The 13,202-nt window shown below is 46.9% G+C and carries 13 protein-coding genes and 1 tRNA gene; 9 read left to right on the top strand and 5 right to left on the bottom strand.

Translation table 11 applies throughout. The features are described 5' to 3' along the window. Positions 1-112 precede the first annotated feature (112 nt). The 8 genes from DZC79_RS21065 (at position 113) to DZC79_RS21055 (ending at position 5,282) form a co-directional block, all read left to right on the top strand. A complete protein-coding gene (locus DZC79_RS21065) occupies positions 113-274 on the top strand; it encodes a hypothetical protein (RefSeq protein ID WP_157976882.1) in 162 nt (53 codons plus the stop codon). A 266-nt stretch (positions 275-540) separates the two neighbouring features. Beyond that, positions 541-828 (top strand): hypothetical protein, encoded by a 288-nt coding sequence (locus DZC79_RS03155; protein ID WP_118950104.1) that lies wholly within the window; start codon positions 541-543, stop codon positions 826-828. Between the two features lie 155 nt (positions 829-983). After that, the gene (locus tag DZC79_RS03150) at positions 984-1,175 is read left to right on the top strand and encodes a cold-shock protein (RefSeq protein WP_118950103.1); all 192 of its coding nucleotides are present in this window, start codon (positions 984-986) and stop codon (positions 1,173-1,175) included. A gap of 597 nt (positions 1,176-1,772) precedes the next feature. Next, positions 1,773-2,003 carry a hypothetical protein gene (locus tag DZC79_RS03140; protein WP_118950101.1) on the top strand — a complete coding sequence of 77 codons (231 nt, stop codon included), beginning with the start codon at positions 1,773-1,775 and terminating at the stop codon, positions 2,001-2,003. Between the two features lie 581 nt (positions 2,004-2,584). Then, positions 2,585-3,711, top strand: a protein-coding gene (locus DZC79_RS03135) for an IS3 family transposase (RefSeq protein ID WP_394342482.1) whose coding sequence is annotated in 2 segments (ribosomal slippage) — positions 2,585-2,837 and positions 2,837-3,711 — 1,128 coding nt in all. Because the reading frame shifts where the segments join, the coding sequence is not laid out codon by codon here. Between the two features lie 55 nt (positions 3,712-3,766). Beyond that, positions 3,767-4,474 carry an acyl-CoA desaturase gene (locus DZC79_RS03130; protein ID WP_118950099.1) on the top strand — a complete coding sequence of 236 codons (708 nt, stop codon included), beginning with the start codon at positions 3,767-3,769 and terminating at the stop codon, positions 4,472-4,474. A 410-nt stretch (positions 4,475-4,884) separates the two neighbouring features. Beyond that, positions 4,885-5,043 carry a hypothetical protein gene (locus DZC79_RS21060; RefSeq protein ID WP_157976881.1) on the top strand — a complete coding sequence of 53 codons (159 nt, stop codon included), beginning with the start codon at positions 4,885-4,887 and terminating at the stop codon, positions 5,041-5,043. Continuing rightward, on the top strand, positions 5,040-5,282 hold the full coding sequence (locus tag DZC79_RS21055; protein ID WP_157976880.1) for a class I lanthipeptide: 243 nt from the start codon (positions 5,040-5,042) through the stop codon (positions 5,280-5,282). The genes DZC79_RS21060 and DZC79_RS21055 overlap by 4 nt, the downstream gene beginning before the upstream one ends. 631 nt (positions 5,283-5,913) lie before the next feature. Here the strand turns inward: DZC79_RS21055 and DZC79_RS03120 are convergent. Together DZC79_RS03120 and DZC79_RS21435 are read right to left on the bottom strand one after the other, a co-directional pair. Next, a tRNA-Ser gene (locus DZC79_RS03120) sits at positions 5,914-6,001 on the bottom strand. Further along, the gene (locus DZC79_RS21435) at positions 5,965-6,222 is read right to left on the bottom strand and encodes a hypothetical protein (protein ID WP_198666752.1); all 258 of its coding nucleotides are present in this window, start codon (positions 6,220-6,222) and stop codon (positions 5,965-5,967) included. The genes DZC79_RS03120 and DZC79_RS21435 overlap by 37 nt, the downstream gene beginning before the upstream one ends. Before the next feature lie 45 nt (positions 6,223-6,267). On the opposite strand from DZC79_RS21435, the gene msrA reads away from it, so the two are divergent. Then, entirely contained in the window at positions 6,268-6,813 is a 546-nt protein-coding gene (gene msrA / locus DZC79_RS03110; RefSeq protein ID WP_232831745.1) for a peptide-methionine (S)-S-oxide reductase MsrA, read from the top strand. 71 nt (positions 6,814-6,884) lie between these two features. On the opposite strand, the gene DZC79_RS03105 is transcribed toward msrA, so the two are convergent. From DZC79_RS03105 to DZC79_RS03095, 3 genes are all read right to left on the bottom strand, one after another. Continuing rightward, a complete protein-coding gene (locus tag DZC79_RS03105; protein ID WP_118950095.1) occupies positions 6,885-9,989 on the bottom strand; it encodes a non-ribosomal peptide synthetase family protein in 3,105 nt (1,034 codons plus the stop codon). Positions 9,990-10,500: 511 nt separating this feature from the next. Continuing rightward, on the bottom strand, positions 10,501-11,877 hold the full coding sequence (gene rseP / locus DZC79_RS03100; protein ID WP_118950094.1) for an RIP metalloprotease RseP: 1,377 nt from the start codon (positions 11,875-11,877) through the stop codon (positions 10,501-10,503). Between the two features lie 59 nt (positions 11,878-11,936). Further along, positions 11,937-13,106, bottom strand: coding sequence for a 1-deoxy-D-xylulose-5-phosphate reductoisomerase (locus tag DZC79_RS03095; RefSeq protein WP_118950093.1), 1,170 nt, complete (start codon positions 13,104-13,106; stop codon positions 11,937-11,939). Positions 13,107-13,202: the final 96 nt, after the last annotated feature.

Here is a 13,202-nt window from a genome sequence, read left to right as displayed (position 1 = left end):
AGGTCATGGAACAATAACGGAATGGCGAAGAAAATATGGTACGTATAACTGTTTCGACAAAATATATTGGTTAAGGTTAATAAATAGGACTACCTTCGCTTAAATCGATATTATGTCAAGAGGAAACAAGCCAGTAATTAAAAGGCCATCAAGGTTTAAAGATGCAGTAACAGGAAAAACCTATAAAAGAATGCCGGCAGCTGAAAACGCAAAAGCACTTAACGCCGCAAAAGCATACGCTTTTGCTAATCCCCAGAAGCAGTTTTACTCATAAGCTTTCTTAAGCCAGCAAATCCAAAATAGAAGAAAAGACTACTTGTTCCAGTCTTTTCTTTTGCAATAAGGTCTTCTCCTTATAGTTATCCCGAGGCTTGGCTACTCATTTGCCTGTGAGGTTCGCCAGAGGCAGTTGATAATTTCAAAATAAATCAGTTGGGATAAAACTATTCCACTTGATATACGCTCGCTTCATTTTTTTCCATCCCTTGACAATCATACACCCAACCTGGGTTTATCTTACAGGCTTAATTTACCATTCCGATGCAAAAGAAACTAACCCAAGGCCTCCAGATTGAATTCTTGAAAGAGGGAGATATCTTATATCAATTTCCACTCGGCGGGCCGCCTGAAGACCATTTTGACAGTAGTCGGCCTGAAGACATCAAGGTCTACAGGATCACGTCGATCAGTATTCGCCATGACTCCATAAAACTCATTATCGAAGACTCTCTGATTTTTTCCTGGCCGGGCGACACGGAACGATTAACTGTAAATAAAACACAGCTTGTCAACGAAGGGTTATGGTGGATTAACTACAAGCCAATTTAACGACTATGCAAATTTGGTGAAATTCTTTGTTTGGTTGCTTCTTAAGCAGGTCCAAAACCAATAGGACAAGGCCATTTGCCAGCTGCGGATAAAAATTTAAAAAAAGTTATAATATTTTCCGTATCTTTACTCTTTAATCATTTTCAATTCAATTTATGCAAGAAGGAACAGTAAAATTCTTCAACGAAACTAAAGGATTTGGTTTCATTACACCATCAAATGGCGGAACCGATCTTTTTGTTCACGTTACAGGCCTCTTGTCGGACATCCGTGATAACGACAAGGTGTCTTACGACATGAAGGATGGCCAGAAGGGTCCGAGTGCAGTTAATGTAAGAGTAATCTAACTACTGATATATTAATTGAAGAGAGGGTGCCGATAATATCGGCACCCTCTCTGTTTTGAATCTATAGAAATGCTGTATTACATATCAATGGACATACTTCAATAAAAAAGCGAGTTCTCTTTTTGTGTTTGAAATCGCCGGAACAGATTTATTTCTAAACTCGTCCTTAACCCAATTCATCATTTTTTTAGTCACCCGGACTATTATTTTCAACATTTATCAAAGATAAGCTTAAAACTCCGTTCCACCTAAACGACGGACTATTCGTAAGCTCATCAATAAATAAGATACTTTTTAAGTGAGGATTGGCGTACCTTTTGTAAATGACAGAACCATTAAAAGCAGCTTACATAGCGCTAAACCTAATAAAGAAATTGGATTTTAAAAATTACAGATTATTCAGAATATTACGGGTATTCAAAAAAGATTACGTCCTGAACGCTTTTATTGCACAGAATAATTTCTTGATGGCTACCAATGAGCAGTTGTGCCGAAGCCTTGATAGGTTCCTTGAAAATAACAAGGATAGGTTTTCAGATAAAAACAAAAACTGAAATAGAAACTGTAAGCTCTCTTATCTTCCCAAATTTTATTTATATGTTTAAGCAGATTATTCAACAATTATTGGAACACCAGACATTCACTTCTTTGCATGACCTGAGCGTTCAATTAAAACAGCCAAGTAGTGCGATAGAGAACGAGATCAGAGCATTGGACAATAAATATCCTAACCTTCTTGTACTCAAACACAACAATACCAACATCTCCGAGCTTTTAGTCAGGATCGCGGAAGCGGGGGAAGCGCTTGCCCGGGAATTGATTCGCTGATCTGCGATTATCAATATGACCCTTCTTATCTTTCGCGGTTCAAAAAGCTACTTGGTCATACCCTCCTCTGAGCTTAAAAAGACTATTGTTGCGCACAAAATAAATTATGGGGTATCAAAGTGAACGGAACTTGAGGAGAAGGTTGAAAGCGGGTGCGCTCCGCCTGTAAGTGCAATGATTATGTCGTTTGTGATTCTATTACGTTTAAATGAGCGTTCTCCCTCTATAAATTCAATTGTTATTAAAGTTCATCATGTAAAATCAGCTTCAACACCTATGTCCTTCTGACCCTATGCTCTAATAAAGAATGGCTATCGCTTTTCGTCAGATAATAGGTGGGGGTTAACCATTTATAGCTTATCTTTACAACTCAAGAATTCAGTATTCCATCTTTCGGTTTCCACTTACCTTACTTCCTGAAGTGGCCTAGTAACTAATCCTGCGTTCACATTTTCATTCATAAATTGACTAAATGATTATTCTCATTTTTTTCGGGAGTCTGTGGTATTTATCGCTGTGTAAGTGTCCCTAAATCGGGAACAGTTTAAAATTAGACAAAACGTATTAATTTTAAACGAGCAATGAAAAAGTCAAAATTCACAGAGACACAAATAGTGAAAGCTCTAAAGGAGCATGAAGGCGGTCGTTCGGCAGAGGACATCTGCCGGGACCTGGGCATCTCCCGCCCTACCTTTTACAACTGGAAGTCGAAGTATGGCGGCATGGAGTCGTCGGATGTCAAGCGGCTCAAAGAGCTTGAGGAGGCTCATTCCCGGTTGAAAAGAATGTATGCTGAGTTGAGTATGGATCATAACATCCTTAAAGATGTGATTGCAAAAAAAGGCTGGGGCCCTGCCGGCAAAGAGAGCTGACGGAGGAGATAGTAGCAACGTATGAGATCAGTACCAGCAGGGCCTGCAAATTGACCAACCTTTCCCGCTCGGGATATTATTATCGCAGCGTAAAAAATGACCAGGAAGCTATTGAAGCCTTGCAAGCTCTTGCAGATCGATATCCGGCCTACGGATTCCGAAAGTTGTTTGCGTTGCTAAGGCGCGCTGGCAGAAAATGGAACCATAAAAAGATCTACCGGTTATATCGTTTGCTGAAATTGAATAAGCGCCGCAAAGGTAAGCGCCGCCTGCCCTCCAGGATCAAGCACCCGCTGCAACAGCAGCAGGCGGTCAATCAAAGCTGGAGTATGGACTTTATGAGTGACAGCCTGGTATGCGGCCGTAAGTTCCGCACATTGAATGTTATTGACGACTGCAGCCGGGAAGTGCTGGCTATAGAGATCGATACCTCGCTACCTGCCTCAAGGGTAATGCGGACTTTGGACCGTATCCTCGAAGAAAGGGGCAAGCCGGGACAAATACGTGTGGACAACGGACCGGAGTTCACCTGTTCTTTATTTGAAGCCTGGTGCATAGAAAAAGGTATAAGCCTGCAATATATCCAACCAGGCAGGCCGATGCAAAATGGATTTATCGAACGCTTTAACGGAAGCTACCGAAGAGAGATATTGGACGCTTATGTATTCTTTGAATTGTACGAAGTAAGAAAGCTTACTGAAGAGTGGATCGATCTTTATAATCATCACAGACCTCATGAAGCATTGGGTAATAAAACACCGGTCGAATGGAGAAAGCAGGCTTTAAGCAACAATAACAACGCAGCTTTTTCTTTTCAAAGGCTCCAGGGTTTATAGGCCAAAATCCAATTCTGTAAAGTATTAAGCTGTTCAAGGATCGGGGTACTTACAGCTGTTCTCTCAAACATTTTTCCAGCACCGCTATGCTGCCCACGGTTCCTTTAATATGAACAAGTTCTGGGAACGCTTCTTTTTTGTTTTTGCCTACCTTACCCAAGGATCGTCTTACATGAGTCCAAGGGCCTATGCTATCATGCACCGTATGCACCATGCGTACACGGACACAGAAAAAGACCCCCATTCTCCTAGTTTTTCATCCAACATTTTTAAGATGATGTGGCGGACAAAAAATATCTATTCAGGAATTGTAAAAGGGACTTACCCGGTTGAAGAACGATTTATTAAAAATCTTCCTGAATGGCCGCTGTTTGACAAGTGGGCGAATTCCATTGTGTCAAAAGGATTGTGGGTGACACTGTATCTAGCCTTCTTTATTGTATTTGCTACTTCACCCTGGTTATACCTGCTGTTGCCAATTGTTATTTTGATGGGTGCTTTTCATGGCGCGCTAATTAACTGGTTTGCCCACAAATATGGCTACATTAATTTTAAGCTAAAAAACACCTCTCATAATCTTGTGTTTGTTGATCTCTTAATGCTTGGTGAGTCTTATCACAACAATCATCATAAGCACCCTTCTTCAATTAACTTCGGAACACGTTGGCATGAGATAGACCCGGTTTACCCAATAATCTTATTTCTAAAGTGGCTTCGGATAATAAGGGTCGCAAAATTACAGGTTGTGCCCGTAACGTTATAAGTAACGTGCAACGCCGCGATGTAAATCGACTGAAAGGGATTCGAACCCCAATGATCTGATAGTGAATTAAATAAGAAAAGTCAGCATAGCATGCAGAAACGGTAAAACCCGCTACCAGAGCGGGTTCTACCGTTTCTGCGGAGAGAGAGGGATTACTTCATGATCCCCGTTGGGAGGGGCTGCAGCAAAAATGAATGCCCCGCTTCGCGGGGCATTCATTTTTGCTGGCGGGCTCAAGTTGTCAATGTTCGAACTTTTTGAATGCCGATTTGGCTGCTATAGAGAAATTTTAATAACAAGACATTACCTCGAAGTGCCGCTAAATATTTCTTGTTTAATTCGGTAATAAATTATAGCTTGCCTAATTAGCATAAAATATTAAATAATCTGCTTAAAAAATCAATAAATATATGCCAACACCGATGGTGGTATTGCTGGCGATACATTCCGGTCAAGAATTGTGGGATTTATCCTTAATTGACCCAAAGCGAAAACAAAACGGGACGCTGAACAACCACTCCATTGGCGTTAAGACAGGAGAGGAAAACAAACTTCAAATAAAAAAATGAAGAAATTAAAATTGGATACTGCTAAATTGCAGTTGAACAAAGAAAAAATTGCCGATCTAACCAATGAGGAAATGGGAGTTGTCAATGGTGGTACAAGAACTTTTACTACATCTGTATCAATTCTGTGCACAATAAAAATAACTGTTTTGACGATCAAACTCTCTGCCGACGGTACTTGTGTCTCAAAGGAATCATGTTTTCAAAGCTGCGGATGCCCGGCAACTACGAACTGTGCTTAAATATTTTTACCATTTTAGGTGCAACTATATAAAATATGCAAAATTATTTTGAATATTTCATTTATTAAGCATCCAAAATAACACTATGAACTACAAAGTAAAAAAGGTGATGCTAGAATTTTGTCGTTTTGTATTGGCACTTTTTCTGTATAGTCCAATTTACAAATTGAACAGTAAATATGTTTTTGTTCTGTTTGTAACCATTGTGCTTCTTATTCTAGCGGTAATATTATTATTGATTCATCAATATAAAATCATATAAACAGCATACCTTGATGCGATTGATTACAGAATTAGATATAAGACATGTAATCGCGCCTCTTAAATCCCCGTTCGTAGGCTCGATTATTTGCCTTTGTTTCCTCCAGATTGTTGATGTTTTGCACCAATATAACCTCCACCGATGCCCCCCGCTAGGATAAAAGTTCTCCTACTGCAAAAAGCCTTTCAGGATGTAAGGCTTTTTGCAGTAGGAGAGGATTACTTCATCATCCCGTTGGAGGGGGCTGCAGCAAAAATGAATGCCGTTCGCTTTGCGAACATGCTTTTTTATTTTCGTTCACTTTGCAAAGCAAGCTTTGCACATTTTCGAAAATAAAAAAGCCCCGCTTCGCGGGGCATTCATTTTTGCTGGCGGAGAGAGAGGGATTCGAACCCCCGGACCTTTAACAGTCAACGGTTTTCAAGACCGCCGCAATCGACCACTCTGCCATCTCTCCGGGCGCAAAATAAAGACAAGCGCCTCAATTTTCAAAAAAAAAGTAAAAGTATTTTTCAAAGCCTTTACCACGGCGGCTTCCATAACAATCCATTCACACGCCGGTCCCGTACCTTTAGGTACAAAACCAAAAAGATCATGCTCAAACATCTTGTGAGAAACGCCCTGCTGTTGCTGCCTTTCGGCTTCAGCGCCTGTGCGCAGAAGACCGATATCAGCCATTCCCCTACTTTTGCAGAAATGAATCAAAAACAAACCGATCATAAAATGTCAGAACACAAAACGGAGATCGCCACTTTTGCAGCCGGATGCTTCTGGTGCGTTGAAGCCCAGTTCCAGCAGCTGGATGGCGTAAAGAAGGTTGAATCGGGCTATACCGGCGGCCATGTAGCCCATCCCAGCTATAAGGAGGTATGTACGGGCACTACCGGCCATGCAGAGGCCTGCAATATTACTTACGATCCTTCAGTCATCTCCTTCGACGAGCTGCTGGCTGCTTTCTTCACAGCCCACGACCCTACCCAGCTCAATCGACAGGGTAACGATATCGGCACGCAATATCGCTCCGGCGTCTATTATCACAATGAAGAGCAGAAGGAAAAGGCTGAATACTATATCAAAAAGCTGAACGAGGAAAAGGCCTACCCCAACCCTATTGTAACCGAGGTAAAGCCGTACGGCGCTTTTTACGTGGCGGAAGATTACCACCAGAACTATTATAACCAGAATGGCGAAGAGGGTTACTGCCGTATGGTGATCCGCCCCAAGCTGGACAAGTTCAAGAAGGTCTTTGCCGGTAAGCTGAAGCAATAGGCATGACCGTCCGACTTAAAAACTGATCCCCGCCGTTATGGGCGGGGATCTTCGTTAGATACGAGGTGTCATCAGGCTTCTGCGAGCTCCGGAAGCCGGATACCCAGATAAGCAAGATACCGGTCAAACAATTCCTTGTTAAATTCCGGTTCCCGGATAGCGCTGCCCTGCAGCATTTCCTTCACCTGGCGGTTGTCCCAGACATAGGTATGCTGATACAGCTCAACAGTAGACAATCCTTCATGCATATTGTCCTTGAACAGGCTGGTCAGGGGATACAGCAGGCAGGAAGGATCATTTTCCCAATAGCTGCGCCATTCTTTGTACGATACCTTTTTCAGGTTCAGGGAATAGTATTCCTGGAGCAGATCAAAGAATTGCTGCAGCGTGAGGTTGTTCTCAGGCGACGCGATCAGGTTAAACTTCCTGCCAATAGCGCCGGGCTGCCGCGTAATGTGCACTGCCGATTGCGTCATATAATCCACGGTGATCAGGCCTTCCCTCAGCTCCACCAGGTCGGGATAAGCATTGTACTTTATGCAGACTTTAATCAGGTTGGACCACCATTGGTAAGTCGCGCAGGCGCCCGTTCTGCCATGGCACATCGCATAGCCCAGGCGGTAGGTCATTAGCGGCAGGCCCTGCGATGCGGCCAGGTCGGCAATGGCCTCCATAACATATTTGCTGCGTACATAGCCGATGTCCTTACTTACAGACAGCAGGTTCTGGCCGATATCGTCCTGCTCTGTCATCACTGTCTTCCCTGTAAATTTATGCCCCCAGCTGTAGACAGATATGGTAGACATCAGGGAGAGACATTTCAGCTTGCCCTTTCCGGCAAAGCGGATCAGCCTGCGCAGCCCTTCTACATTTGCTGCTTTATTGTAGGAGTAAGGCTCGATGAAGTTGACCGAGCTGGCCGAGTGATAGATTACCTCGATGACACCGGAAAGCCGGTCGTATTGCTCCTGCGACCATCCCAGGTTGTTGCGCGTAAGATCGCCGGGCACCGGAACGATCCGCTTCAGCCCCTCCGGGTTCAGTATTACACGGAACCGGTCTGCTGTTTCCATGATCTTCAGCAGGGCATCGTACTCGTTCTTTGAACGGATAAGACAGTACACTTTAGCGCTTGTGCTGCTCAGCAGCTCTTCCAGCAAGTGAATTCCGATCAGGCCCGAAACACCCGTCAGGAGCACATGCCCGGGATCGGCCAGTATAGCCGAATCAAAGCCCCCGGCAAAGGTGGTACCGGGATCCAGGAAAACATCCTGCTGCAGTTCGATCACAGGTTCGGTATCCTCCGCAGGAAGGGCGGCCTGGGATTGCCTGCGTTCGGTGAGCATAGCTGCCAGGCTTTTAATATCCGGGTGCTGATAGATATCCCTCATGTACACCTTTACGTTCATCTCTTCTGCGATCTTCACGGTAGCCACCGCCACCAGCAGGGAGTTGCCCCCGATATCAAAAAAGTTATCGGTCACATCGAATGCATTATGATCGAGCAATGCCGTCCATATCGCAATAATGGCGGTTTCCATGTCAGAAGCGCCCGCAGCCGACGCCACCGGCGCCAGCTCGATCAGCTGCAATTGCGCTTTCAACTGCTGCAGATCCGTTTTCCCATTGGCATTGACCGGGAAGCTTTCTCTCAGGATAAAATGGGCCGGCATCATATACCCCGGCAATTCCTGTTTCAGGAACTGCCGTATCGCTTGTATCAGGGCTTTATCTCCTTCAAAGCCCGAAGCCATGCCCGGCTTCAGGCGGATAAAGGCGGCCAGCACTTTTTGCTGCCGGTCATTTTCCTTGACCAATACCACGGCGTCCCTGATAAAAGAGATCTTCAACAGCTGGCTTTCTATTTCTCCCAGCTCGATACGATAACCCCGCACCTTCACCTGGTTATCTGACCGGCCTAAGAATTCCATACTACCATCAGGTAAACGGCGTACCAGGTCGCCTGTACGATAGAGGCGCTCACCGGGGCTAAAGGGATGGGGAATAAAACGTTCGGCGGTAAGCGCATCCTGGTTGCGGTAGCCTGCCGCCAGGCAAACGCCACCGATAAACAGCTCACCCGCGGCATCCCCTGAAACCGGCTCCAGCCGGGCGTCCAGGATATAAGCCTGCGTATGGGCTATAGGACGGCCGATGGAAGAAACATAAGTGCCGTCGGGACGGTTCACGATGCTGTAGGTAGCAAATACCGTGCATTCCGTAGGACCGTAATAATCCACCAGCGTGTACGAAAGCCCTATAGTATTGACCGGGCGCAGCTTTTCGCCGCCAGTAAACAGGCAGTTCAGGGAAAGTGTCCGATGCTTTGATCCTTCTGCAAAATCGGGGACCAGCACCGTAGGCACAAACCCTTGCGTTATGCCGTTCCGCTCATAATAATCCAATAGCTGCACTACACTGCTACGGTCTTCTTCGCCGGCAATGTATAAGGTAGCGCCACTGGCGAGCGCAGTCCATATTTCCCAGGCGCCGATATCGAAGCTCGTACCGGCCACAAAGCTCAGGCGGTCGGCAAAGGTCACCCCGAAATGCATAGCATGCCAGGAAACCAGGTGCTGAATGGCCCGCTGGCCAACCATTACGCCTTTGGGCATACCGGTAGATCCCGAAGTATAAATGACATAAGCTATGTCTTCTGCATCCGGCAAAGTCGTTACCGGCCCGGCGGGCTGATCGTCCGGCAGGTCGCTGGAAATATCCAGGCGTGCTACGCCATCCGGCAGGCGACGCTCCGCAGATGTGATCACCAGCCTTGCACCGGCATCGCTGATGATGTGTGCTACACGCCTTTCAGGGTAAGCAGCATCGATAGGAATATAAGCAGCTCCGGCTTTCTGGATACCGATGAGCGCTACGATCATGCCGATCGAGCGCTCCATCCATACCGGTACGCAGTCGCCTTTGCCGATACCATGGGCAGTAAGGTAATGCGCCAGCCGGTTACTGGCTTTATCCAGCTCATGAAAGCTGATCTGTTCCTGCCCGGAAACGACAGCTGTTCTTTCGCCATGTTGGCGTACCGTTTCCCGGAACAAATCTTGCAAGGTAAGCCGGGGATCAAAGGACCAGGGGTCCGGGTCAGAATAAGGCTTACCGGCTGGCGCATGTGGGTGCAGCAAAGGAAGCAGCAACGCTTCCTGGTGGTCATGATTCATGTTGGTGTTTGGTTTGGTTTTGAGTGAAACAACAATTCAGCTCATGATGACAGGCACAGGGTTACAATACTGATCAGTTTATTGTGGCCGCAATGATAGCAGTTAAACCCTATTCATCGTCGAATAATATATTGTCCTGGTGTTTTTTTTATCGGCACCCGTGCCTGTTGTCATTAAGATGGCGCTAATAGATTATCACCGTTCCCTGTAGCTTACAGTGATACTTTCCGGAGACAGACCGTATCAGGGGCGACTATTTCCTTATGCGAACGATACATATCCCTGTCCCGCCATGTATCGTTTTTACATAAAAGGAGCGATTGTTTCATGCTGTTATTTTCTTCCTTATCCACGGCCATCTGCTCAATGAAAGATCAATTAAAAATTGGTTGCGCGGGGATTAAACGGAAAAACACGGCCGGGGGCGGCCGGAAAGATAAAGCAGCGCCTTTCCGGAAAGAAAAAATCCCCACGGATAAACCGTCGGGGATCAACTATTGATCGTGTTCCTTTACTTCTTAAACCACCGGAACACATCCATGCCGTTGGCGTAGAGCATAAGGCCCAGCAGCAGTACTAATCCGATAGTCGTAGCGACCTCCACCACTTTCTCATTGACTTTACGGCCGGTGATCATTTCGATAAGGGTGAATACCACATAGCCGCCATCGAGACCCGGGATCGGGAGCAGGTTCATGAAGGCCAATACGATCGACAGGAAGGCCGTTACCAGCCAGAAGTGCTGCCAGTCCCACTCGGGCGCATAGATCTTACGCATGGAGTCGAAACCGCCAAGGCCTTTGTAAGCGCCGGTCTTGGGATTGAGGATCAGGCGGAACTGCTGCACATAGGCATTCAGCTTATCGATTGCCAGTCCCACACCTGCAGGGAAGGCCTGGAAAAAGCCGTAGGAGGTATGTTCCACCTTATAGAAGCCCATCTTTTGTCCTTCTTCTATATTCTCCGGACGCCATTGGCTAAATCCGGCAGTACCGGTATCTGAAAGCTGGACCGGCAATGTAAGGTTGCTGCCGTCCCGCAGGATTGTCAGCTGCACAATCTTTCCTTTATTCTCCTGGAAGGCAGTACGTGTCGTATTCCAGGATGGTGTCTGTACACCGTTCACAGCCAATATACGGTCGCCATGCTTCATCCCCGCTGTCCTGGCGCCACCTACAGGCAGCAGGCTGTCAACAATCGCCGGCATGGGGATAGCGAACAAACGGCCGCCTTTGGTATTGATCAGCTGCTCGGCAAAGTTTACCGGTATATTGATGGTTTTGGCCTCACCCTTCCGTTCGATCTCGACTACCGCATCGGGACGGAACAGCGACAGCATCAGGTCATCATAATACTTCAGCTTTTCACCATTGATCGCTACGATCTTGTCGCCATCCTGGAAGCCCAGCTTATAGGCAAGCGAATCGCTCACATCGATACCGTTCTTCAGCTCACTTAAAGGCAGGCGATCCTGTCCCCAGGCAAACAGCACCATGGCGTAAATAATAAAGGCCAGCAGCACATTCACAATAATGCCGCCCAACATGATGAGCAGGCGCTGCCAGGCTTTCTTGGAGCGGAACTCCCAGGGCTCGGGCGGCTTGGCCAGCTGCTCTTTGTCCATGCTTTCGTCCACCATACCGGCGATCTTCACATAGCCGCCCAGCGGGAACCAGCCGATACCCCATACGGTATCGCCGATCTTCTTTTTAAATAATGAGAAAGGAAGAATATTGCTGAAGGGGAAAAGGAAATCGAAGAACAAATAAAACTTCTCTACCCGGGTTTTGAACAGGCGGGCAAAGAAAAAATGCCCTCCTTCGTGCAAAACGATCAATAAAGACAGGGCCATTAAAAACTGGACTACCTGCACCCAAACTCCTGACATATTTTCTGAATAAGGTTGTTGATGTGATTAGGGATAATAGCGAAAGTAAGCTATCGCGGTTAACTATACAACTGGCTGCCTTTGACCAGGCGTTCCGTCAGCTTGCGGGTTTCGGCATCGGTCCGCTCCAGGGCTTCCAGGCCGGGCTTTTCGATGAAAGCGATATCGGTCAGCGCCTGCTCAATAATATCGTTCATTTCGAGGAAACCTACCTTATTTTGCAAGAAAGCATGTACCACTACTTCGTTCGCCGCATTGAGAATGCAGGTGGCATTGCCCCCGCGGTACATGGCGTCTTTGGCCAGGGCCAGGTTGCGGAAGGTTTTATAATCGGGCTGCTCAAAGGTGAACTTGCCGAAATCGCGGAAGTCGAAGCGTTTGAAATCGTTGCCCAGGCGCTGCGGAAAACCGAGCGCATATTGGATCGGCAGCTTCATATCAGGCAGGCCCAGCTGGGCTTTCAGCGAGCCGTCCCTGAACTGCACCAGCGAATGAATAATGGATTGCGGGTGGATCACCACATCGATCTGCTCGTTTTCCAGGTCGAAGAGCCATTTGGCCTCGATCATCTCCAGCCCTTTGTTCATGAGGGTTGCAGAGTCGATGGTGATCTTGGCGCCCATCGACCAATTGGGATGCTGCAGCGCGTGATCTTTCTTTACATTAACGAGAAAATTGGGCTTCTTACCCAGGAAAGGCCCGCCGGAAGCGGTAAGGATCACTTTCTCCACGCTATCGGCGCGCTCGCCTACCAGGCATTGAAACAAGGCAGAGTGCTCACTGTCGACGGGCAGGGGCAGAATATTCTTCTCCCTGGCCTTCTGCATCACGATCTCACCGGCCACTACCAGCGTTTCTTTATTGGCAATGGCCACCTGCTTGCCGGCTTCGATAGCCGCCAGCGTCGAGTGCAGGCCGGCAAAGCCGACAATGGCAGCCAGCACCAGGTCTACACTTTCCCATTGCACCACATCGCACAAGGCCTTTGCGCCGCCAAACACCTTGACATCGGTGGCGCTCAGCGCCTGCTTTACCTTTTCGTACTGCTGATCATGGGTTACGACCACAGCATTCGGTTTATATTTTATTGCCTGTTCTATCAGCAGGGCAGCATTGCTATGGGCGCTCAATATCTCGACGGAGAACAAGTCGGGATGCGCATCAACAACGCCCAGGGCCTGCGTACCGATGGAGCCGGTAGAACCCAATATGGCTAATTTTTTCTTCATAGACAGGTCGCAAAGGTAAAGAATTGGGGGCAACAAAATCAGCGGCTGTATTTAAACACCGGCCCCGGCAGGACGATGCTTTTTCGCGAAAAAGCC

This window comes from Taibaiella helva, assembly GCF_003545695.1.
Lineage (GTDB): Bacteria > Bacteroidota > Bacteroidia > Chitinophagales > Chitinophagaceae > Taibaiella > Taibaiella helva.
This window is presented reverse-complemented; position numbering and strand designations above follow the sequence as displayed.

Excerpts from the sequence above, each read along its gene's own strand:
- DZC79_RS21065 (WP_157976882.1), top strand. The coding sequence starts at position 113 with ATGTCAAGAGGAAACAAGCCAGTAATTAAAAGGCCATCAAGGTTTAAA.
- DZC79_RS03155 (WP_118950104.1), top strand. The coding sequence starts at position 541 with ATGCAAAAGAAACTAACCCAAGGCCTCCAGATTGAATTCTTGAAAGAG.
- DZC79_RS03150 (WP_118950103.1), top strand. The coding sequence starts at position 984 with ATGCAAGAAGGAACAGTAAAATTCTTCAACGAAACTAAAGGATTTGGT.
- DZC79_RS03140 (WP_118950101.1), top strand. The coding sequence starts at position 1,773 with ATGTTTAAGCAGATTATTCAACAATTATTGGAACACCAGACATTCACT.
- DZC79_RS21060 (WP_157976881.1), top strand. The coding sequence starts at position 4,885 with ATGCCAACACCGATGGTGGTATTGCTGGCGATACATTCCGGTCAAGAA.
- DZC79_RS21055 (WP_157976880.1), top strand. The coding sequence starts at position 5,040 with ATGAAGAAATTAAAATTGGATACTGCTAAATTGCAGTTGAACAAAGAA.
- DZC79_RS21435 (WP_198666752.1), bottom strand. The coding sequence starts at position 6,222 with ATGGCTGATATCGGTCTTCTGCGCACAGGCGCTGAAGCCGAAAGGCAG.
- msrA (WP_232831745.1), top strand. The coding sequence starts at position 6,268 with ATGTCAGAACACAAAACGGAGATCGCCACTTTTGCAGCCGGATGCTTC.
- DZC79_RS03105 (WP_118950095.1), bottom strand. The coding sequence starts at position 9,989 with ATGAATCATGACCACCAGGAAGCGTTGCTGCTTCCTTTGCTGCACCCA.
- rseP (WP_118950094.1), bottom strand. The coding sequence starts at position 11,877 with ATGTCAGGAGTTTGGGTGCAGGTAGTCCAGTTTTTAATGGCCCTGTCT.
- DZC79_RS03095 (WP_118950093.1), bottom strand. The coding sequence starts at position 13,106 with ATGAAGAAAAAATTAGCCATATTGGGTTCTACCGGCTCCATCGGTACG.